Origin of the sequence: Amycolatopsis sp. lyj-23, assembly GCF_046549135.1 — a bacterium.
Lineage (GTDB): Bacteria > Actinomycetota > Actinomycetes > Mycobacteriales > Pseudonocardiaceae > Amycolatopsis.
Window position 1 is genome coordinate 543,413 of record NZ_JAJPWN010000003.1, and the last position, 20,489, is coordinate 563,901.

20 protein-coding genes are annotated in these 20,489 nt (G+C 71.5%); 13 read left to right on the forward strand and 7 right to left on the reverse strand.

The annotated features are described in order from the left end of the window. The first annotated feature begins 8 nt into the window (after positions 1-8). Positions 9-590 (forward strand): YqgE/AlgH family protein, encoded by a 582-nt coding sequence (locus ACLJPY_RS08650; protein ID WP_176173866.1) that lies wholly within the window; start codon positions 9-11, stop codon positions 588-590. Here ACLJPY_RS08650 and ACLJPY_RS08655 read toward each other — a convergent pair. Further along, a complete protein-coding gene (locus ACLJPY_RS08655) occupies positions 587-1,006 on the reverse strand; it encodes an SdpI family protein (RefSeq protein ID WP_410587480.1) in 420 nt (139 codons plus the stop codon). The two genes, ACLJPY_RS08650 and ACLJPY_RS08655, sit on opposite strands and share 4 nt — an antisense overlap. 66 nt (positions 1,007-1,072) lie before the next feature. Between ACLJPY_RS08655 and ACLJPY_RS08660 the strand changes: the two genes are divergently transcribed. The 3 genes from ACLJPY_RS08660 (at position 1,073) to ACLJPY_RS08670 (ending at position 6,094) form a co-directional block, all read left to right on the forward strand. Then, a complete protein-coding gene (locus tag ACLJPY_RS08660) occupies positions 1,073-2,233 on the forward strand; it encodes an esterase-like activity of phytase family protein (RefSeq protein WP_410587481.1) in 1,161 nt (386 codons plus the stop codon). 193 nt (positions 2,234-2,426) lie between these two features. After that, positions 2,427-5,267, forward strand: coding sequence for a leucine--tRNA ligase (leuS, locus tag ACLJPY_RS08665; protein WP_410587482.1), 2,841 nt, complete (start codon positions 2,427-2,429; stop codon positions 5,265-5,267). A 107-nt stretch (positions 5,268-5,374) separates the two neighbouring features. Further along, a complete protein-coding gene (locus ACLJPY_RS08670; RefSeq protein ID WP_410587483.1) occupies positions 5,375-6,094 on the forward strand; it encodes an SDR family oxidoreductase in 720 nt (239 codons plus the stop codon). On the opposite strand, the gene ACLJPY_RS08675 is transcribed toward ACLJPY_RS08670, so the two are convergent. Further along, complete coding sequence (locus tag ACLJPY_RS08675; RefSeq protein ID WP_410587484.1) at positions 6,091-6,828, reverse strand: TetR/AcrR family transcriptional regulator; 738 nt, start codon at positions 6,826-6,828, stop codon at positions 6,091-6,093. The two genes, ACLJPY_RS08670 and ACLJPY_RS08675, sit on opposite strands and share 4 nt — an antisense overlap. Positions 6,829-6,974: 146 nt before the next feature. Here ACLJPY_RS08675 and ACLJPY_RS08680 point away from each other — a divergent pair, with 146 nt between their 5' ends. The 4 genes from ACLJPY_RS08680 to ACLJPY_RS08695 are packed head-to-tail and all read left to right on the forward strand — an operon-like array spanning position 6,975 to position 10,059. After that, a complete protein-coding gene (locus ACLJPY_RS08680) occupies positions 6,975-7,496 on the forward strand; it encodes a YbaB/EbfC family nucleoid-associated protein (RefSeq protein WP_410587485.1) in 522 nt (173 codons plus the stop codon). Between the two features lie 23 nt (positions 7,497-7,519). Then, the gene (locus ACLJPY_RS08685; RefSeq protein ID WP_410587486.1) at positions 7,520-7,834 is read left to right on the forward strand and encodes a hypothetical protein; all 315 of its coding nucleotides are present in this window, start codon (positions 7,520-7,522) and stop codon (positions 7,832-7,834) included. A 3-nt stretch (positions 7,835-7,837) separates the two neighbouring features. Next, positions 7,838-8,980, forward strand: a complete 1,143-nt coding sequence (locus ACLJPY_RS08690) for a WXG100 family type VII secretion target (RefSeq protein ID WP_410587487.1) — start codon at positions 7,838-7,840, stop codon at positions 8,978-8,980. Continuing rightward, entirely contained in the window at positions 8,977-10,059 is a 1,083-nt protein-coding gene (locus ACLJPY_RS08695; RefSeq protein WP_410587488.1) for a hypothetical protein, read from the forward strand. The genes ACLJPY_RS08690 and ACLJPY_RS08695 overlap by 4 nt, the downstream gene beginning before the upstream one ends. A 34-nt stretch (positions 10,060-10,093) precedes the next feature. On the opposite strand, the gene ACLJPY_RS08700 is transcribed toward ACLJPY_RS08695, so the two are convergent. Continuing rightward, positions 10,094-10,261, reverse strand: coding sequence for a hypothetical protein (locus tag ACLJPY_RS08700; protein ID WP_410587489.1), 168 nt, complete (start codon positions 10,259-10,261; stop codon positions 10,094-10,096). A 100-nt stretch (positions 10,262-10,361) separates the two neighbouring features. Between ACLJPY_RS08700 and ACLJPY_RS08705 the strand changes: the two genes are divergently transcribed. The 4 genes from ACLJPY_RS08705 (at position 10,362) to ACLJPY_RS08720 (ending at position 15,488) form a co-directional block, all read left to right on the forward strand. Then, on the forward strand, positions 10,362-11,231 hold the full coding sequence (locus ACLJPY_RS08705; protein WP_410587490.1) for a ribokinase: 870 nt from the start codon (positions 10,362-10,364) through the stop codon (positions 11,229-11,231). Positions 11,232-11,259: 28 nt separating this feature from the next. Beyond that, the gene (locus tag ACLJPY_RS08710) at positions 11,260-11,997 is read left to right on the forward strand and encodes a hypothetical protein (RefSeq protein WP_410587491.1); all 738 of its coding nucleotides are present in this window, start codon (positions 11,260-11,262) and stop codon (positions 11,995-11,997) included. After that, complete coding sequence (gene ptsP, locus ACLJPY_RS08715; protein WP_410587492.1) at positions 11,990-13,639, forward strand: phosphoenolpyruvate--protein phosphotransferase; 1,650 nt, start codon at positions 11,990-11,992, stop codon at positions 13,637-13,639. The genes ACLJPY_RS08710 and ptsP overlap by 8 nt, the downstream gene beginning before the upstream one ends. A 373-nt stretch (positions 13,640-14,012) precedes the next feature. After that, complete coding sequence (locus tag ACLJPY_RS08720; RefSeq protein WP_410587493.1) at positions 14,013-15,488, forward strand: MFS transporter; 1,476 nt, start codon at positions 14,013-14,015, stop codon at positions 15,486-15,488. Positions 15,489-15,559: 71 nt separating this feature from the next. Here ACLJPY_RS08720 and ACLJPY_RS08725 read toward each other — a convergent pair whose 3' ends face one another. Next, the gene (locus ACLJPY_RS08725; RefSeq protein WP_410587494.1) at positions 15,560-16,225 is read right to left on the reverse strand and encodes a DUF1707 domain-containing protein; all 666 of its coding nucleotides are present in this window, start codon (positions 16,223-16,225) and stop codon (positions 15,560-15,562) included. 300 nt (positions 16,226-16,525) lie between these two features. On the opposite strand from ACLJPY_RS08725, the gene ACLJPY_RS08730 reads away from it, so the two are divergent. Continuing rightward, positions 16,526-17,326 carry a hypothetical protein gene (locus tag ACLJPY_RS08730; RefSeq protein WP_410587495.1) on the forward strand — a complete coding sequence of 267 codons (801 nt, stop codon included), beginning with the start codon at positions 16,526-16,528 and terminating at the stop codon, positions 17,324-17,326. Between the two features lie 3 nt (positions 17,327-17,329). Here the strand turns inward: ACLJPY_RS08730 and ACLJPY_RS08735 are convergent, their stop codons facing one another. From ACLJPY_RS08735 to ACLJPY_RS08745, 3 genes are read right to left on the reverse strand one after another with little or no spacing between them, the layout of a single operon-like run. Then, positions 17,330-17,998 carry a response regulator gene (locus ACLJPY_RS08735; protein ID WP_410587628.1) on the reverse strand — a complete coding sequence of 223 codons (669 nt, stop codon included), beginning with the start codon at positions 17,996-17,998 and terminating at the stop codon, positions 17,330-17,332. Between the two features lie 8 nt (positions 17,999-18,006). After that, positions 18,007-19,143: a MacS family sensor histidine kinase gene (gene macS / locus ACLJPY_RS08740; RefSeq protein ID WP_410587496.1), complete on the reverse strand. Its 1,137-nt coding sequence runs from the start codon at positions 19,141-19,143 to the stop codon at positions 18,007-18,009. After that, on the reverse strand, positions 19,140-20,381 hold the full coding sequence (locus ACLJPY_RS08745; RefSeq protein ID WP_410587497.1) for an AI-2E family transporter: 1,242 nt from the start codon (positions 20,379-20,381) through the stop codon (positions 19,140-19,142). The genes macS and ACLJPY_RS08745 overlap by 4 nt, the downstream gene beginning before the upstream one ends. Between the last annotated feature and the right edge of the window lie 108 nt (positions 20,382-20,489).

Below are 20,489 nucleotides of genomic sequence, written 5' to 3' on the forward strand. Positions count from 1 at the left end.
GTGGGATCATGGGTCGCGTGCCAGCGGACGCCGAGGTTGAACCGGGAACGCTCCTGGTCGCCGCCCCCACCATGGTCGACCCCAACTTCCGCCGGACCGTGGTGTTCGTCATCGATCACCGGGAAGAGGGCACGCTCGGCGTGGTCCTCAACCGGCCGAGTGACGTCGCCGTGCACGACGTGCTGCCCAACTGGGGTGGCCACGTCGCCGAGCCGCAGGCGGTGTTCGTCGGCGGGCCGGTCGAGAAGAAGACCGCGTTGTGCCTGGCCGCGCTGCGCACCGGCGAGACGGCGGCGAGCGTGCCGGGCGTGATCGCGGTCCGCGGGCCGGTCGCGCTGGTCGACCTGGACACCGATCCCGAAGCGCTCGTGCCGAAGGTCCGCGGGGTGCGCGTGTTCGCCGGGTACGCGGGCTGGGACTCGGGGCAGCTGGCCGGCGAGATCGAGCGGGACGACTGGGTCATCGTGCCCGCGCTGCCGAGCGACATCCTGGCCTCGCCGGACGGCGACCTGTGGAGCCAGGTCCTGCGCCGCCAGGGCATCCCGCTCGCGCTACTGGCCACCCACCCGGGCGACCTCCAGCGGAATTAGGCTTCGTCCTTCTTGAAGACGCCGCAGCCACCGGCGCCGCACGCGCAGCCGCTGCAGCCGGCCGGCGCCGCCGGAGCCGGGGCGGGCACGGTCAGCGCGGCCCGGTTGCCGAGCACGCCGCCGCCCATGACCAGCACGAGCATGGCGAGCACACCGGCGATCGCGGCGGAGACGAGACCACCGGTCGTCGGCATGGCCAGTCCGGCCAGCCCGGTCAGCACGGCGATCGCGCCCCCGGCCATGGTCGGCAGGCCCGCGACGCGGTTGGCCAGCTTGAAGGCTTCTTCACTGCGCAACGCCGCTTCCGTGCGCACCCCGGTGCCGCCCTCGCGCGTCAAGCGCTCGCGGAACCCGAGGAACCCACCAAAACCGACGAGCAGACCCAGCACGACCGGAACCAGCGCGATAGCGAACACGAGGTCCAGGATAAGCGTGACGTCCCGGCAACCTGCCGGATACCCTGATCGACTGTGCTACAGGCCATGTCACCGCGTGTACTGCCCACCGTCCTGACCGCCGCCCTGATCGGGGGAATCCTCGCCGCCGCGCCGGCGAGCGCCACCGAGAGTCACCAGCGGCCGATCCGGCTGCTCGGCGAAAAGATCGTCCCGAACTCCCTGCCGTTCCAGGGCACGACGGTCGGCGGCCTGTCCAGCATCGACTACGACCCCCGGACCGGCGGGTACGCGCTGATCTGCGACGACCGCTCGGCGATCAACCCCGCCCGGTTCTACACGGCGACCTTCCCGGTCACCGCCCACCGCGTCGGCGACGTCACCTTCACCGGCACGAAGCCGCTCCTGCGCCCGGACGGCACGCCGTACCCGCCGCTCGCGCGGAACGACCCGTCGAAGCCGCAGAACGAGCAGACGATCGACCCCGAAGAGCTGCGCGTCGACCCGTGGACCGGCGGCTACTACTGGTCGCAGGAGGGCGAGCGGATGGCGACGACGTTGATCGACCCCTCGATCCGCGAGGCGCGCCGCACCGGCGAATACGTCCGTGACCTGCCGATCCCCGCGAACGAGAAGATGACGCCGACGGCCGGTCCGCGGCAGAACCTGGTGCTCGAGGGCATCACGTTCGCCGGCTTCGGCTCGCTGGTGGCCAGCGAGGTCGAGGGCCCGCTGCTGCAGGACGGCCCCGAGGCGACCACGACCTCCGGTGCGCTCTCCCGGATCACGCTGCAGTCGCGCTTCGGGCCGGTCCTGGCCCAGTACGCCTACCCGCAGGAGCCGCTGTTCGCCGCGCCGGTGCCGCCGACGGCGTTCGCCACCACCGGCGTCTCCTCGATGCTGGCCGTCGACCAGGCCGACCCGACGAAGTTCCTCATGATGGAGCGCTCGTTCAGCACCGGCGTCGGCAACAAGGTGCGCGTCTACGAGATCGACACGAAGGGCGCGACGAACGTCCTGAACGTCAAGTCCCTGAGCGAGGCCAAGCACGTCAAGCCGGTGAAGAAGCGGTTCCTCTTCGACGCGGCCGACCTCGGCCTGTCCACAGTAGACAACCTCGAGGGCATGACCTGGGGGCCGAGGCTGCCGGACGGTGAGCGCAGTTTGATCTTGGTAAGCGACAACAACTTCTCCGCGACCCAGGTCACGCAGTTCGTCGCACTGGCGGTCCCCTCCGAACGGCTTTGACCAGCAAGTTACGATGTGCACATGAACACGGCTCGGCTGCTCCTTGGCCTGCCGCGCTGACCGGGCCCGGCCCGGCCGGCGCGGCGACCCCTCATGCCCTGGTGGCTGAGGGGTCGAGTTGTTTCTGGAGCGGCTGTATCGATGAGCTCTCGGCGGGAAAGAGTGCCTCGAGCTTGAAACGAAGGAAGACGTCATGACTGAGGCGACAGGGACCGACGTCCCGGCGCACCGCTACACGGCCGCGCTGGCGGGTCAGATCGAGCAGCGCTGGCAGGACCACTGGGCCGACCAGGGGACCTTCCACGCGCCCAACCCCGTCGGGCCGCTCGCCGTCGAGGGGCAGTCCGTGCCCAGCGACAAGCTGTTCGTCCAGGACATGTTCCCGTACCCGTCGGGCTCCGGCCTGCACGTCGGGCACCCGCTGGGCTTCATCAGCACCGACGTCTTCGCCCGCTACCACCGGATGATCGGGCGCAACGTGCTGCACACGATGGGCTTCGACGCCTTCGGCCTGCCGGCCGAGCAGTACGCGGTCCAGACCGGGCAGCACCCGCGCAAGACGACCGAGGAGAACATCCGGACCTACCTGCGCCAGATCCGGCGCCTGGGCCTGGGCCACGACGAACGCCGTCGCATCTCCACGATCGACCCGGAGTACTACCGCTGGACGCAGTGGATCTTCCTGCAGATCTTCAACTCCTGGTATGACACGGAGGCGGGCAAGGCGCGCCCGATCGCCGATCTGGAGGCCGCGTTCGCGGACGGCTCCCGCCCGACGCCGGACGGCCGTGACTGGGCGTCGCTGAGCGCGTCCGAGCGCAAACAGATCATCGACGACCACCGGCTGGTGTACATCTCCGAAGCGCCGGTCAACTGGTGCCCGGGCCTGGGCACGGTCCTGTCGAACGAAGAGGTCACCGCCGACGGCCGCAGCGAGCGCGGCAACTTCCCGGTCTTCCGCCGCAACCTGCGCCAGTGGATGATGCGGATCACCGCGTACGCCGATCGCCTGGTCGACGACCTGGACCTGCTGGACTGGCCGGAGAAGGTCAAGTCCATGCAGCGGAACTGGATCGGCCGCTCGCACGGCGCCCGCGTCACGTTCGCCTCCGGTGACCACGGCATCGAGGTCTTCACGACCCGCCCGGACACGCTGTTCGGCGCCACCTACATGGTGCTGGCGCCGGAACACCCGCTGGTCGACAAGCTGGTCACGCCGGAGTGGCCTTCGGAGGTGGACGAGCGCTGGACGGGTGGTGCGGCGACGCCCGCCGACGCCATCAAGGAGTACCGCGTCGCCGCGTCGCGGAAGTCCGAGCTGGACCGGCAGGAGAACAAGGAGAAGACCGGCGTCTTCACCGGCGCGTACGCGACGAACCCGGTCAACGACAAGCAGATCCCGGTCTTCGTCGCCGACTACGTGCTGATGGGCTACGGCACCGGCGCGATCATGGCCGTGCCCGGCCAGGACGTCCGCGACTGGGAGTTCGCCGAGAAGTTCGGGCTGGAGATCATCCGGACCGTGCAGCCGTCGGAGGGCTTCGACGGCAAGGCGTTCACCGGTGACGGACCGGCGATCAACAGCGGCTTCCTGGACGGCATGGACGTCGCCGAGGCCAAGAAGACGATCATCGACTGGCTGTCGGAGAAGGGTGCCGGCACCGGGACCGTGCAGTACAAGCTGCGCGACTGGCTGTTCTCGCGGCAGCGCTACTGGGGCGAGCCGTTCCCGGTGGTCTACGACGAGAACGGCGAAGTCCACGCCGTCCCCGAGTCGATGCTGCCGATCGAGCTGCCCGAGGTCGCCGACTACTCGCCGGTGACGTTCGACCCGGAGGACCGCGACTCGATGCCGTCGTCGCCGCTGGCGCGCGCAACCGACTGGGTCGAGGTCGAGCTGGACCTGGGCGACGGCATCAAGAAGTACCGCCGCGACATCAACACGATGCCGAACTGGGCGGGGTCGTGCTGGTACCAGCTGCGCTACCTGGACCCGACGAACACCGAGACGTTCTGCGCGCCGGAGAACGAGCAGTACTGGATGGGCCCGCGCCCGGGCGAGTACGGCGCCGACGACACCGGCGGCGTCGACCTGTACGTCGGCGGCGTCGAGCACGCGGTGCTGCACCTGCTGTACTCGCGGTTCTGGCACAAGGTGCTGTTCGACCTGGGTCACGTGACGTCGAAGGAGCCGTACCGGAAGCTGTTCAACCAGGGCTACATCGAGGCGTACGCGTACACGGACGCGCGCGGCGTCTACGTCCCGGCCGAGCAGGTCGAGGAGCGCGAGGGGAAGTACTTCTTCGAAGGCGAAGAGGTCACCCAGGAGTACGGCAAGATGGGCAAGAGCCTGAAGAACGTCGTCACGCCGGACGAGATGGCCGAAAACTACGGCGCCGACACGTTCCGGTTCTACGAGATGGCGATGGGCCCGCTGGCCATGTCGCGCCCCTGGGCGACGAAGGACGTCGTGGGCGCGCACCGGTTCCTGCAGCGGCTGTGGCGCCTGGTCGTCGACGAGACGACCGGTGAGCTGCGGGTGTCCAATGAGGACGCTTCCGAGGCGGATCGCAAGGTGCTGCACAAGACCGTCGCGGGCGTCCGCGAGGACTACGCGGAGATGCGGTTCAACACGGCCGGCGCGAAGCTGATCGAGCTGAACAACCACGTCACCAAGGTGTACGGCGGGGCCGCGTCGACGCCGCGTGAGCTGGCCGAGCCGCTGGTGCTGATGCTGGCGCCGCTGGCCCCGCACATGGCCGAGGAGCTGTGGCACCGGCTGGGTCACGTGGATTCGCTGGTGCAGGGCCCGTTCCCGGTGGTGGACGAGAAGTACCTGGTGGAGGACTCGGTCGAGTACCCGATCCAGGTCAACGGCAAGGTCCGGTCCCGGGTGACGGTCGCGGCTTCGGCTTCGCAGGACGAGGTGCAGGCGGCGGCGCTGGCGGACGAGAAGGTCGCGGCGCTGGTCGGCGGCGGCTCGCCCCGCAAGGTGATCGTGGTGCCCGGGCGGCTGGTGAACATCGTCCTCTAACGCCACGGCCGAAAGCCGCCGGTGGTTTCCCCGGGTTCTCGATTTGATTGAGCTGTCAACAAAAACGGCTCGATCGAAGGAGAACCCGGGATGACCTCGACGGCAAAGTGGCGCTGGTGACGGGCGGCAGCCGCGGCATCGGCGCGGCCACCGCAGTGCGGCTCGCCGAGGACGGCGCGGACGTCGCACTGACGTACCAGCACAACGCCGTGCTGGCGGCCGAGGTGGTCGAGCAGATCAAGAGCCTCGGCCGTCGCGCGCTGGCGATCCAGGCGGATTCGGCGGACGCTTCCGCGGTGTCGGCGGCGGTCCGGGCGGCGGTCGGCGAGTTCGGCCGGCTCGACGTCCTGGTGAACAACGCGGGCGTCGGGTTCGTCGGCGCGTTCACCGAGACGGCGATCGAGGACGTCGACCGCGTGCTGGCGGTGAACGTCCGCGGCGTGTTCGCGGCGACCCAGGCCGCGGCCGGCGTGCTGGCCGACGGCGGCCGCGTGATCACGATCGGCAGCTGCATCACCGATCGCGTGCCCGGCCCGGGGATGGCGCTGTACGCGACCAGCAAGGCGGCGATGGTCGGCCTGACCAAGGCGCTGGCGCGCGAACTGGGCCCGCGCGGCATCACGGTCAACCTCGTCCACCCCGGCCCGACCGACACGGACATGAACCCGGCCGACGGCCCGTACGCGGCCGACCAGGCCGCCATGACGGCGTTCGACCGCTACGGCAAGCCGTCCGAAGTCGCGGCGGCGGTGTCCTACCTGGCTTCCCCGGCCGGCGCGTACGTCACCGCGGCGACGCTGTCGGTCGACGGCGGCCACGCGGCCTAGCCGGAGTAGAGCCCGATCTCCCTGGCCAGGTCGAGGAGCATCGCCTCGAAGAGGACGTCCGGTTTGGACATCGGGATCGGGTAGTTGCCGAAGACCTCGAGCGTGACGTGCCCGTAGAGCCGGGCCCAGAACTGGATCATCAGGTACGTCACGCCGAGGTCGATCTTCTCCACCGGGACACCCTGGTCGGACTCGACGAGCACGGCGACCAGCGACTCCTGGAAGGTCTTCAGGTCGTCCCGCAGCTCGTCGGGCACGCCGCTGGCCGACGGCAGCACGATGTCGTGCCGCGCGAGCACCCGCCCGGCCGCGGCCAGGAAGATCCGCCCGAACGGCTCGTCGACCCGGCTCAGCGCGCTCCCCGACGTCGACCCGACGCCACCGGTCGGCGACGCGAAGACCAGCGTGAACTCCTTCGTGTGGGTGAGCGCCCACCGCCGGAAACCCTTGCAGATGGCGAACAGCTGCAGCACGCCGTCCTCGGGCAGCTCGGCGATCTCCTCGGCGAGCTCGTCGGCCAGGTCGGCGCAGACGTCCAGCCGCAGGTTCTCGACGAGGTCGTCCCGCGACTCGTAATACCGGTACAGCGCGGGCGCGGTGATCCCCAGCTCCCGCGCGATGGCCCGCAGCGTGACCGCCTCCGGCCCCTGCTCGACGAGCAGTCTCCGGGCGGTCCGCCGGATGTCCTGTTCGGTAGCCGCACGCGCGCGACCCCTTCGCGTGGGGTGGCTCATCCGAACAGTCTAAGTGCTTGGTACGACGGATCTTGCCGCAACGCGAATCCCCTGACGTGGGAAAACCGGAACTCCCCCGAAACTGTCGGACCGGTGTGCCACACTCGGTCGTCGTACGGTTACCGACGTGAACAGGGGAGGTTCGCGTGTCGAATCCCGAGCAGCTCATCGCGGGCTTCGAGGCCAGGATGGCCGAGTCGCAGCGCAAAGCCGATCGGATGGTCAGCGAGATCGAAGCGGTTTCGGTGACCGAGCGCAGCAAGGACGGCCAGATCGGCGTGCGGGTCGACCACGCCGGCAACCTCGTCGGCTTGGAGATCGGCCTGAACGTGCGGGAGAAGCCGGACCTCGCCGAGGAGATCCTCCGCACCGTCAAGTCCGCCCAGAGCAAGCTCGCCGGGGCGATGCGGGCCGGGGTCACCGACCCGGTCGGGCCCGAGGTGATGAACCAGCTGGTCAGCCGGCTCGCGCAGGCGTTTCCGGCGCCCGAACCGGCGGGGTTCGCCCCGCCGGCGGCACCTCGCAACGAGGGTGACCGGTTCGTCCCGGAAGAAGAGCGGCAGCCGCCCCCAGCACCAAAACCCCCGGAGCCGCCGCGCCCGCCGCGGCCGTCGTCCGACGACGGCCACGACGACGACTACTTCAGCGACGGCGACTACCTGCGCTGAAGCGCGGGCGAGGGAGGGGAACCATGGCCGGACCAGGCGGCCCGGGCTTCGCGGTCGACCCGCAGGAGCTGCAGCGGCACCGCGAGCACATCGAGGCGCTCACCGACCGGATCGACAAGTGCAAGGAAGCCGCCCGCGCGACCGAACACCCCGAGGCGTTCGGGCTGCTCGGCGTCCCGCTCGCGGCGATCTGCGGCGTCGCCCAGCAGGTGGCGGAGATCGCGATCGAATCGGCCTCGACGTCGTCGTACGACCACTCGGCCCGCATCCAGCTCTGGCAGCAGCTGAAGGAAGCCGACGAGGCCGGGTTCGCGGACCTGTTCAAGGTGGAGGACTGAGCCGTGGCCGAAAACCCGTTGATCAAGACGGACGCGGCGGACGACCGCAGCACGCTCGAAGGCGCCGGCCTCTTCCAGGACTTCTGGGACGCGGGCACCGCCGTCGCCGACGGCAACTGGACCGAAGGCCTGCTGAACGCCGCGTTCGGCGCCGGCGGCCTCGCGGAACTCGTCGCGGACCCGATCGGCACCCTCGCTTCGGCCGCCGTCGGCTGGGCGATGGAGTTCTTCCCGTGGCTCCGCGAGCCGCTCGACTGGCTCACGGGCGACCAGACAGCCCTGGAGAACATGGTCGGGACCTGGGAGAACGTCGGCGAGGAACTGGCGAAGATCAGCACCGACCTCCAGGACACCGTCAAGAAGGACAGTGCCGCCTGGGAAGGTGCGTCCGCGGACGCCTACCGCGCCTTCGCCGAAGATCGCGCGGCCACGTATGCGGGTGTCGCGACCGGCGCCAATGCGATCGCGAAGCTGGTCGACATCTGCAAGACGATCCTGAGCGTCGTGCGCTCGATCGTGCGTGACCTGATCTCCGAGTGCGTCGGCAAGCTGATCAGCATCGCCTGCCGTTACGTGGGTCCGGCGCTGCCGGTGGGCATGGCCACCGAGGGCACCGCGGAGGCGGTGAAGACCGGCAGCAAGTGCATGGAGTGGATCAAGAAACTGGTCCGGGCGTTCAAGAAGGCGCAGGAGCTGTTCCACCGCATCAGTGACATCTTCGGGCGGGTCAAGGGCGCGCTGAAGCGTGGCGCGGAAAGCCTGCCGGGCCCGCTGAAGAAGGTCGGCAAACTGATCAAGGACGAACCGCGCGACACGCGGACGTTCCTCGAGAAGGTCCGCGACGAACGCCCGGTGCGGAAGAAGCTGAGGGACACCGTCTCGTCGGACAAGTCGCTCGGCGAGAACCTCAAGGATGTCGGCGCGGAAATCCGGAAGGACGCTCGGACGGAGTTCGGCGAGAAGTTCGGGGAGGACTTCGGCAAGGAACTGTGGGACGACGCCAAGAAGGAGTGGCGCAAGGAGTCCCGGAAGAAGCGGGCCGAAGGGATCGACGACCGGGCGGGCGGGGACGACGACGAACCGGCCGACCGGCCACCGGTGTTCGAACAGCCGGGCTCGCAGCGGATTTCGGGTTCGATCGAGTGACCGCGCCGGAGAACGACCGGTTCGTCGTGTCGCGGACGGACGGGCCGCACTGGATCCAGGCCGGGGTGTTCCTCGCCATCGGCGGCGGGATCGTCTGGCTGGGCTTGTCGGCGTCGCAGCACGGCGCGCGGGCACCCGCCTGCGTCTTCGGCGGGAGTTTCGCGCTGCTCGGGCTGATCCTGGTCGTCCGCTCGCTGAAGAAGCCGGTCCGGAACGAGCTCATCATCGAGCCCGCCGGGATCTCCCGGGTGATCGGCGGCGTCGCTTGGGCGTTGCGCTGGGACGAGCTCCGGTCGGCTTCGGTCGTCGAGGGGGCTTCGGAGCGTTACCAGGTCGTCCTCACTCCGGCTGACGAACGGTACGAGAGCCGGAGCCCGAGTCTGGTCGCCATCGGCGACGGCTTCCTGGTGGCCGGGCTCGAGTTGTACGAGACGGAAGTTCCGCGCGTGCGGGAGCTGCTGGCGAAGCACGTCGAAGTCACCCCCGGCCGGGTCGTCGCCCCGCCGGTTCCGGTGCCACCGCCGCCGAGCCGGGCGGCGGTGCCGGAGTGGGTGCCGCCGCCGGTCGAGCCGTCGGGTTCCGTCACGATCCACGTCAACGGCTGGAACCGGGTGCTGCTCCGTTGGGTGCGGTTCTTCGCTCTCTTGATCGAGGCGGGCCTCGGTGTCGTGATCGAGTTCGGCCCGCGGGGCGGGTTCCGCACCACGTGCCTCGTCCTGTTCATCGCCGTCTTCGTGGGCATGTCCTGGTGGGCGGTCGCCGAACAGCAGAGCCGGTCCCGGAAGACGCGGGTCCTGCTGGAGCTCTCGGCCGCCGGTCTGCGCTGGCGCACCTACTACCGGAAGTACGCGGTCACCTGGCCGGAGATCGCGGAGCTGAGGACGCCGTCGCGCGTCCTCGAGTTCCGGCCCGCCCGCGCGGACTTCCCGCTCGACCGGCCCGACCTCGACCACCTGCGGCTACCGGACGGCTGGTACCGGATGCCGCGGGCGATGACGCCGACGGCGGCGAAGGAGTTCGAAGCGCACATCCGGAGCGTCCTGCCGGCCGGAGTGCCCCTGGCGCTCGGCCACGGGTGAAAAGGGGCGCCGCCGACGCCGATCACTCGGGGGGCTACGTGATCGACGCCGGCGACCCGATGCCCTGCCCGGCTCGCGCCGGTTGGGGCAACGCCACCACGTCGAGCGTGATGACGCACCAGGAGAGCGGGACCGGGGCCACGAAGTGACGGCCGGGGGACGGACATCCCCCGATCGAGTGACGGGCTTCCGCTGCTCGCATGATTGTCGCACCCCGCCCCGGATAAGTTACAAAAACCTTCACTTTCCTCTCCTTGCCGGTGCTGACCTGCTCCGGACCGCATTCGTGACAAAGTGCGGGCATGAACTCTGACGTGCTCGTCGTGGGATCCGCCAACGCCGACCTCGTCGTCGCGGTGGACCGCCGCCCGGGCGGCGGGGAGACGGTGCTGGGTGGCGACACCGTGCTCTCGCCGGGCGGGAAGGGCGCCAACACCGCGGTCGCGGCGGGGCGGCTCGGGGCCGACGTCGCGCTGCTCGGCGCGGTCGGCGACGACCCCTACGGCCGGCTGCTGCTCGACTCGCTGCGCGCCGCCGGTGTCGACACCGGGCTCGTGCGCACCAGCGACCGGCCGACCGGCATCGCTTACATCACCGTCACCCCGGACGGCGAGAACTCGATCCTCGTCTCCCCCGGCGCCAACTCCAGCCTGGAGCCCGCCGACGTCGACGCCGTCTTCGACGGGGTCGAGGTCATGGTCGCCTCGCTGGAGGTGCCGCTGCCGACCGTCGAGCACGCCGTCGCGCGGGCCGCGGAAAAGGGCGTGAAGGTGCTGCTGAACCTGTCGCCGGCGGCGGAGCTCTCGCCCGGCACCCTGGGCCGGCTCGACGTCCTGCTGGTCAACGAGCACGAGGCCGCGTGGCTCACCGGGCCCGGCGAGGACTTCCGGAAGCTGCTCGACCTCGGACCGCGGGCGGCCGTCGTCACCCTCGGTGCGGCCGGGGCCGTCGTCGTCGAAGCCGGTTCGGTGCGCCGGATCGAGTCGCCGAAGGTCGAGGCCGTCGACACCACCGGCGCCGGTGACGCCTTCGCGGGTGCGCTCGCCGCGTCGCTCGCCGACGGTGCCGACCTGGTCTCCGCGGCGGAGCGGGCGGTGCGCGTCGCGGCGTTCAGCGTGACGCGGCCGGGCGCCCAGCCGTCCTACCCGACCGCGGCCGACCTGGGGGAATGATCATCTGGCCGTCCGTGTTGCAGGTCACATGGGCGATTCGTTCGGCTCGGCCTGGTGGCGCGGCTACGCGGCGCAGCTGCGGGCGATCGCGGACGCCCGGCGTCCCGACCGGCTCGCGATCATGCCGCTCGACGAGACCCTCAAGGCGCTCGGCAAGCAGACCGAGCTGGACGAAGGCGTCTACGACGTGCCGCTGGACGGCGTCGTCGGCACGGTGGCCCGCGCCGGGGACTTCGACCGCGAGTTCCGGCCGCGCAACCGCGCGCTGCGCGAGCGCTGGGAGTACCTGACGCGGACGTCGGCGGACCTGCCGCCGGTGCGGCTCGTGCGGCTGTCCGACATGTTCTTCGTCGAGGACGGCCACCACCGCGTCGGCATCGCCCGCGCCCGCGGCGACCGGACCATCCGCGCACGGGTCCGCTGGATCAGCACGGTCGCCTGCGCGTTGCGGTGCCTGACGCTCGCCGACCTGCCGTCCAAGACCGCCGAGCGGATGTTCCTCGAGCGCGTGCCGCTGCCGGACGACGTGCGCCTCGGGCTGTGGCTCGACGACCCAGCGGACTGGTTCCGGCTCGCCGATTCGGCCGAGGCCTGGGGTTTCCGCCGTATGCTGGCCGGACGGCCCGTCCGCAGCCGCGGCGAATTGGCCGGCTCCTGGTGGCACGAGAAGGTCCGGCCGGTGCTCGAACAGGTACGGCAGCGCGGTTTGTGCCCGCCACCACGAGATATCCAGGCGTACCTGAGCTATGGTCTAGACCATGCCTGAGTTTGATGCCGCCGGCGCGTTGTCCCTGTCCGGGGTCGCCGTCAGCCCCGGTCGCGCGAGTGGTCCCGTCGTCCGTGTCGCGGAGCCGCTCGGCGAGCCCGCCGCCACCCCCGCTCCGGCCGATCCGGCCGCCGAAGCCGCCCGGATCGCGCCCGCGGCCGCGGCCGTCGCCGGCCGGCTGGAGGAACAGGCCGAGACCGCCACCGGCGAGGCGGCGACGATCCTCATCACGACCGCGGCGATGGCGGCCGACCCGGCGCTCGCGTCGCAGGCCGAAGCGCTGGTCAAGACGAAGGGCCTGCCTGCCGCACGGGCCGTCTACCAGGCCGCGGAAGGCTTCGCCGAAGCGCTGGCCGCGGCCGGCGGGTACATGGCCGAGCGCGTCCGCGACGTCCGCGACGTGCGGGACAGGCTGATCGCCGAGCTGCTCGGCATCGCGCCGCCGGGGGTGCCTGAGCTGGCGTCGCCGAGCGTGCTCGTCGCCCGCGACCTCGCCCCCGCCGACACCGCGGGCCTCGACCCGGCGAAGGTCCTCGCCCTGGTCACCGAGGAGGGCGGGCCCACCAGCCACACCGCGATCCTCGCGCGCGCGCTCGGCATCCCGGCCGTCGTCGCGGTGCGCGGCCTGCTGGCCCTGGACGCGCAAGCGCTTGCGGTCGACGGCGACACGGGCACGGTCGAGGTCGCGGACCCGGCCGCCCCGGTGGTCACGGCAACGGTGGCCCAGCTCGCCGAGTGGAACGGCACGGGCGCGACGGCCGACGGCCACCGCGTGAAGGTCTACGGCAACGTCGGTTCCCCGGCCGACGCGCAGGCCGCGGCCGAGGCGGGCGCCGAAGGGGTCGGCCTGTTCCGCACGGAGTTCTGCTACCTGGACGCCTCGGACGAGCCGTCGGTGGCCGACCAGCGCGCCGCGTACACGGCGGTGCTCGCGCCCTTCCGCGGCAAGCCGGTGATCGTCCGGACGCTCGACGCGGGCGCCGACAAACCCCTGGCCTTCCTGTCCCCCGAGGCCGAGCCGAACCCGGCGCTCGGCGTGCGCGGGCTGCGCGTGGCGTTCGACCGCCCGGAGGTGCTGGACCGCCAGCTCGAGGCCATCGCGGGCGCCGCGGAGGATTCGGGCGCCGAGGTGTCGGTGATGGCTCCGATGGTCGCCACGGTCGAGGAAGCCGCCTGGTTCGCGGACCGCGTCCGCGCGGCGGGCATCGCCCGCGCGGGCGTGATGATCGAGATCCCGGCGGCGGCGCTGAGCGCCCGCGAGATCCTCGACGCCGTCGACTTCGTCTCGGTGGGCACGAACGACCTGGCCCAGTACACGTTCGCGGCGGACCGCCAGCTCGGCGCGGTGGCGAAGCTCAATGACCCGTGGCAGCCGGGCCTCCTGCGCTTGCTGAAGCTGATCGGCGACGCAGCGAAGGCCACGGGCAAACCGGCAGGGGTCTGCGGCGAAGCAGCGGCGGACCCGCGCCTGGCACTGGTCCTGGCCGGCCTGGGCCTGACGAGCCTGTCGATGAACGCCCCGGCGATCCGCGCGGTGGGCGCCAGCCTGGCGGCGGCCACGCTGACGGAGTGCGAAGCCCTGGCGGAAGCCACCCTGGCCACGGCAGACCCCACGGCCGCCCGCGCGGCAGCCCGCCCCTGACCCCGGACGCCGGCGTCGCCAAACCGGCCGACGCCGGCGTTCTGGTCTGCCATAGCGGGAGTTACGCCGCGGGACATGGGGATACAAGATTCGCCCCAGCGCGAATCATCTCCGCCGCCGCAGGGGCGCCCCCCCACTTTCAGTCTATCGGTCATCACCGACAGTTCTTCCCCGTGCGAACCTGAATCGGCGTGGTTGTCCACATTGATCGAGGGGTGTGGGCAACCCGCCCCACGTCCGTGAAGGCCGTCCCCGGTTATCCCGGGGTGGCCTTCACGGCGTTCGGGGAAACTTCCCGGGCCGTTGTCGATCCGGGCGTCGGCCGCTCGACGAAGAGGTGAGAACGGAAACACCCCGTCGAGAGGACCTCGCCATGACCGCCACCATCTCCGCCCCGGCCGAACCCGGTGGCACCGAAGCCGGCGGGACCCAAGTCGGCGGCACCCAAGTCGGTGGGGTTCAAGCCGGTGGGACCGAGAGCGTCCGCGCCGAGCGCCGGGCGTGGATCGGGCTCGCCGTGCTCGCGCTGCCCACCCTGCTCGTCTCGCTGGACGTCTTCGTCCTCGTGCTCGCCCTGCCGAAGCTCGCCGTCAGCCTGCACGCCGACGGCACCGAGCAGCTCTGGATCATGGACATCTACGGCTTCATGGTCGCCGGGTTCATGGTCACCATGGGCACCCTCGGCGACCGCATCGGACGGCGGAAGCTGCTGCTCATCGGGGCCGCCGCCTTCGGGGGTGCCTCCGTGGTCGCCGCCTTCTCCACCAGTGCCGGCATGCTCATCGCCGCGCGGGCCGCGCTCGGCATCGCCGGGGCCACGCTCGGTCCGTCCACGCTCTCGCTCATCGGCACCATGTTCGAGAACCCGCGGCAGCGGGCCGAAGCGATCGGGATCTGGGCCGGCTGCTTCACCGTCGGCGCCATCGTCGGGCCGATGGTCGGCGGGTTCATGCTCGAGCACTTCTGGTGGGGCTCGGTCTTCCTGCTCGGCGTCCCGGCCATGGTCCTGCTGCTGATCATCGGCCCGAAGCTGCTGCCCGAGTACCGCGACGAGACCGCCGGACGCCTCGACCTGCCCAGCGTCGCCCTCTCGCTCGGCGCGATCCTGCCCGTCGTCTACGGCGTCAAGGAACTCGCCCGCGATGGCTTCCGGACCGTTCCGGTGCTCGCCGCCGGGGCCGGCCTGCTCGTCGGCTACGTCTTCGTGAAGCGGCAGCGCACGCTCGCCGATCCGCTCGTCGACCTCAGCCTGTTCGCCGTGAAGGCGCTGCGGACCACCCTCGGCGGGATGCTGCTGTTCAGCATGCTCGGCGGCACGACCATGCTGTTCACCGCGCAGTTCTTCCAGCTCGCGCAGCACCTGACCCCGGTCGGGGCCGCGCTGGGGCTGCTGCCGGGGATGGCCACCTCCACCGTCAGCTTCCTCGCCGCGCCCGTGCTCGCCCGGCGCTTCCGGCCCGGTGCGCTGATCACCGGTGGGGTCGTGCTCGCCGCGACCGGCATGGCGCTCCTCGCCTTCGCCGATCCCGCGGCCGGGCCGGTGTGGCCGGCGATCGCGCTGGCCGTGACGTCGTCGGGGGTCGGCCCGATGGTTGCGCTGGGCACCGACCTCGTCGTCGGCTCGGTGCCGGTGCGCAAGGCGGGCGCCGCCGCTTCGCTGGCCCAGACCGTGAACGAGTTCGGCTACTCCTTCGGCCTCGCCACCGTCGGCACGCTGGGCAACGCCGTCGCGCGCTCCGCCGGCCTCCCCGCCGGGCTGCACGTCGTCGCCGGGCTCGCCGCCGTCGCGTTCGCCGTCCTGGTCTGGTTCGCCGGGCGGAACCTGCGGTCGATCCGGCCGACGGCCTGACGAGCGAAGGCCTCCCCACCCGATGCCTGGGTGGGGAGGCCTTCTTGACGCCGGGGGCAGAGGGGCCCCGGCTAGCCGAAGAGCCCGCGCCGCGGGTGCCGGATGACCAGCGACCCGCCGTGCACGCGGCCGCTCAGCACGTACCGGGGGTTGCCCAGCCGGCCGTTGCTGCGCGTCTTGTCCTCCATCGCGCCGAACTTGACGTCGCTGATCGCGTTCAGGTCCACCGAGGCGTGCTCCGGGATGATGATCTCGACCGAACCCCACTTGGCGTCCAGCTCGATGTGCACCACCGGCGACTGCACCTGGGCCTCGGTGAAGTCCAGCTTCGTCGAGCCGTACTTGTTGCGCACGACCAGCTCGGACGGCACCACCCACGGCCCGCCGCGGTGCAGCGACGAGTACTTCGCGTTGAGCTCGAAGCGCTGCCCGGTCGGGTAACCGCCGCCGTAGCCCGCCGGCGGCGCGTACGCCGGAGCGGCGGCCAAGGCCGCGGCCGGGTGGTAGAGGCCGGCGAGGTCGGCCAGCACCGCGTTCAGCTCGCCGCGCGTCCTCGACGCGAGCGCGCGGTCGGTGCGCTCGGTGAACTCGTCGAGATCGATCATCCCGCGGCCGATCGCCTTCTGCAGCACGCCGACGACGTGCTCGCGCTCGTCGTCCGACACCCGGAGATCGCGCTCGCTCAACGGCTTGGTTTCGGTCACCGGTTCCGCCGTCGCGGTCTCTTCCTCGCCCATGTCCATGATGGTAGAACTGGATCCGACCAGGGAGATCGGGGGAAAACCCTGAACGGACCCGTAACCCGCGCCGCCGTCGCCGTCGCGGCTGCCGTCCTGCTCGCCGGGTGCACCAACGCCCCACCCCCACCGGCCCCACCACCTCCGGGGCCGCTGACGGAACTCTCCGGCATCCAGGCGACCGGGGGCATCGGCGTCACCGCGCTGCTGCCGACCGCGGGCCCCACCCTGTTCGACGCCGACCACGGCCCCGCGGCGAGCCCACCCGGCTACCCGGGCGGTGACGCCCAGCTGGCGGTCGTGCCGGTCGGGAAGCACGTGGTCCTGACGGTCGTCCCGCCGGACTCCCGGAACGCCGAGCCCTTCGAAATCCTCGAGTACACCGGGCCGTCGAGCCCGCCGCGGTCCCTCGGCCGCGCCTGGTCCGTGGGTTCGGACACCGCCGGCGAAGGCGTCTGGCTGATCCGGCAGGACGGGCCGGACGACTGCCGGCTCCAGCACGTCTCGCTGGCCGCCGGCGAGCTCGGCCACGGCCAGCCCGCCAGCTGCCGCACCCAGGTGCGGACCGAGACCGCGCACGGCCTGCTGATCACGATCAACGCCGACGCCGCCGAATCGACAGACGCCCTGATCGAACCGGCGACCGGTCGCACGATCCGGCAGGCGCCGCGCATCCTCGGCGCCGCCGGCGACTGGGTGCTGCTCGACGGCCTGACCGACCTCACCCTGGTCGACCTGCGGGACAACAGCAGCAAGAAGCTCAGCCGGCCCTCGATCGGCGCGGCGCCCACCGTGGTGCCCTCGGCCGACGGCGCCGTCTGGGCCGTCGACTTCGCGAACCCCGCCTACCGCAACACCGCCACGCAGACGCGCGACATCTGGCTGCTGCGCCCGGACGGGCCGACCTGGGACCACGCGCCGGGGATGCCGTTCGTCACCGAGCACCTCAAACGCGGTGGCGGCTTGGGCTGGTCGACGGCCGGGGACCTGGTGCTCGCCGACCGCGTCCTCGCCGCCTGGCACCCCGGCGAACCGCAGTGGCGGCTGAGCCAGGCCGCCTTGCCCGGCGGCAACTGGTCGGGCTTCGCCGTCCTGCCCTGAGCGTCACTCCCCGTCGAGGCCGTGCTCGATCGCGTACCGGGCCAGCTCGACGCGGTTGTGCAGCTGCAGCTTCCGCAGCGTCGACTGCACGTGGTTCTCCACCGTGCGGTGCGACAGCACGAGCCGCTCGGCGATCTGCCGCGCGGTCAGCCCCTTCGCGACCAGGCGCAGCACGTCGGTTTCGCGCTCGGTCAGCCGCGGCGGCTCGGCGCCCGCGGCGTCCCCAGCGGACGCGTCGGCCATCCGCCGGTATTCGCCGAGCACCAGCCCGGCCAGGCCGGCGGTGAACACCGGGTCGCCGGCGGCGGTCCGGTGGACGGCGTCGACCAGCTCCACCGCGGACGCTGACTTGACCAGGTAGCCGGACGCGCCGGCCTTCACCGCCTCGAGGACGTCCTTGTGCTCTCCGCTCGCCGACAGCACCAGGACCTTCGTCGACGGCAGCGCCGTGGTGATCTCGCGGGTGGCGTCGACGCCCGAGGTGCTGCCGAGGTTGAGGTCCATGAGGACGACGTCCGGCAGCACGGTCCGGGCGATCCGCACCGCCGCGTCGGCGTCCGGCGCCGTCGCCCGCACGTCGAAGCCGTGTTCGGTGAGGTCGCGGGCCACCCCGTCGCGCCAGATCGGGTGGTCGTCGACCACCATCACCGAAATCCGCGCTTCCCCGCTCATCTCGCGGCTCATCTCGCACCCCTCGTGCTCGGCACCCTGACCTCCCACTCCGTGCCCCGGCCGGGCCCGGTGTCGAGGGTCGCGCTCCCCCCGAGGTCGCGGACCCGCCCCCGGATGGATTCCACCACGCCGAGGTGCCCTTCCGCGGCGGCTTGCTCGAGAACGCCGTCCGGTATGCCCGGTCCGTCGTCGCGGATGCTGACCACGACCTCGTCGCCGAGGTCCTCCAGCAGCACCCACGCGCGCGCGTCGGGGCCTGCGTGCTTCTCGACGTTGGACAGGGCTTCGCGGGTCACGGCGACCAGTTCGCCGGTGACGTGCGCCGGCAGCTCGACGTCGTCCGCCGGGGCCGAGACCTGCACCGACGGCGTCGCGAGGACCTGCAACGCGGCGCGCAGGCTCATCGTGCCGCTGTCGGAGGGCTGTACCGGCTCGGTCGTCACCAGCGACCGCAGCGCGATCTCCTGCTCGCCGGCCAGCCGGGCCAGCTCCGCCGCTTCGCCGCCGACTTCGTTGCCGCGCTTGCGGACCCGCGCGAGTACCTGCAGCACGCTGTCGTGGATCGACCGCGCCAGCCGCTCCCGCTCGGCCGTCGCCGCTTCCTTCCGCAGCGCCTGCTCCAGCCGCGCCACGGACCGCCGCGCCATCGTCGAGGCCATGCCGACGAGCAGGCCGGCGGCGGCGAGCAGGACGCCGTCGCGGGCGACGTCGAGGTCGAACTTCTCCCGCGCCAGCCCGGTCGCCACGCCGACGACCAGCCCGGCGAGCACCCCGCCCACCGCGCCGAACCGCGCGCCCGCGGCGACCGGCGCCACGGCCGCCCACACGGTGGTGATCAGCGGGACGTCCAGCGCGAACTGCGCGTCGCTGAGCACCCAGGGCGAGGTCAGCAGCAGCCCGGTGCTCAGCACGACGTCGAAGACGACCAGCGACGGCGGCCGCGTCCGCTCGCGCAGGTAGAGGAAGCTGCTCACGACCGACCACGCGGCCATCACGCCGAGGACCGTCCAGGCCAGCCACTCGCGCCGGTACTGCCCGCTCTGCACGATCACCGTGCTGCAGGCGAACGCCCAGGTGAGGACGCGGAACGCCAGCACGCCCCGCCACATCGGCGTGACGGGGTCCGGCGTCCTCCGGACGGTCACGGCTTTTCGGCGCGCTTCGGCGGCTCCGCGGTGGAGGAGTCGGCCTCGGCTTCACCCACCGTCGCGATCTCGGCCTTCGGCGAGCCGGGTTCGGCGTCGTTGGGCTGCGCGGCCTGGTCCTTGAGGACGTCCACCTCAGCCGGGTCCGGGTTGGTCTCGTGCAGCAGCGACCGGACCCCGGCGTTCAGCACGGCCAGCAGCGGCACGGCCAGCAGCGCGCCGGCGATCCCGCCCGCGACCAGGCCGGCGGTGATGGCCAGGACGACGGCGAGGGGGTGCAGCTTCACCGCCCGCCCGAGCAGCAGCGGCTGCAGGATGTGGCTTTCCAGCTGCATCACGCCGATCACGATGGCCAGCACGATCACCGCGCCGATGAACCCGTTCGTCACCAGCGCGATCAGCACGGCGACGCCGCCGGTGATGACCGCGCCGATGATCGGGATGAACGCGCCGATGAACACGAGCGTCGCCAGCGGGATCACCAGCGGCACGCCCATGATCCAGAGGCCGACGCCGATGCCGACGGCGTCGACCACGGCGACCGCGGCCGTCGCCCGCACGTAGCTGACCAGCGACGCGAAGCCGCGGCGCCCGGCCACGTCGACGCGGTTGCGGACCCGCTTCGGCACCGCGCGCACGAGGAACGACCAGATGCCGTCGCCGCCGCTGAGGAAGAAGATCGTGATGAACAGCGTCAGCAGGAAGCCGGTGAGGATCTCGCCGACGGTGCTCGCCGTGGTCAGCGCGGTCGTCGTCAGGGACGCCTGGTTGTTCTGGATGAACCCGATCGCCTGGTTGATGAAGTCCTGGATCTGCTCCTGGCGCAGGTGCGGCGGGCCGTTGAGCAGCCAGTTCTTGATCTGGTCGAGGCTCGCGTTCACCTGCTGCTGCAGCTGCGGCAGGCCGGAGGAGAACTGCGTGATGACGAACGTCAGCAGCCCGCCCAGCACGGCCAGCCCGGCGATCAGCACCAGCGCCGTCGCCAGCCCCCGCGGGAACCTCACCGCCACCAGCTTCTGCACCGCCGGCGCGAGCAGCGCGGACAGCAGCAGGGCGATGGACAGCGGGATGACGACCACGGAGAGGTAGCCGATCACCCAGACCACCGCGTACAACGCGGCGACCACCACGATGAACCGCCACGCCAGCGCCGCGCTGATGCGCAGACCCCGGGGGATCAGCCCGGTGACGTCCTCGTGCTCCGGCAGGAACGGGTCTTCGCGTCGCGCGTGGGTCACCGGCTCACCGTAGCGCTGGAACACCCGATTCGGCCGTTTTGGGGCCGTCGAGTCCGACACGCGTGGCGGCCAGCCACGATCACCGACCGTCAAACCGGGCTGCACGCG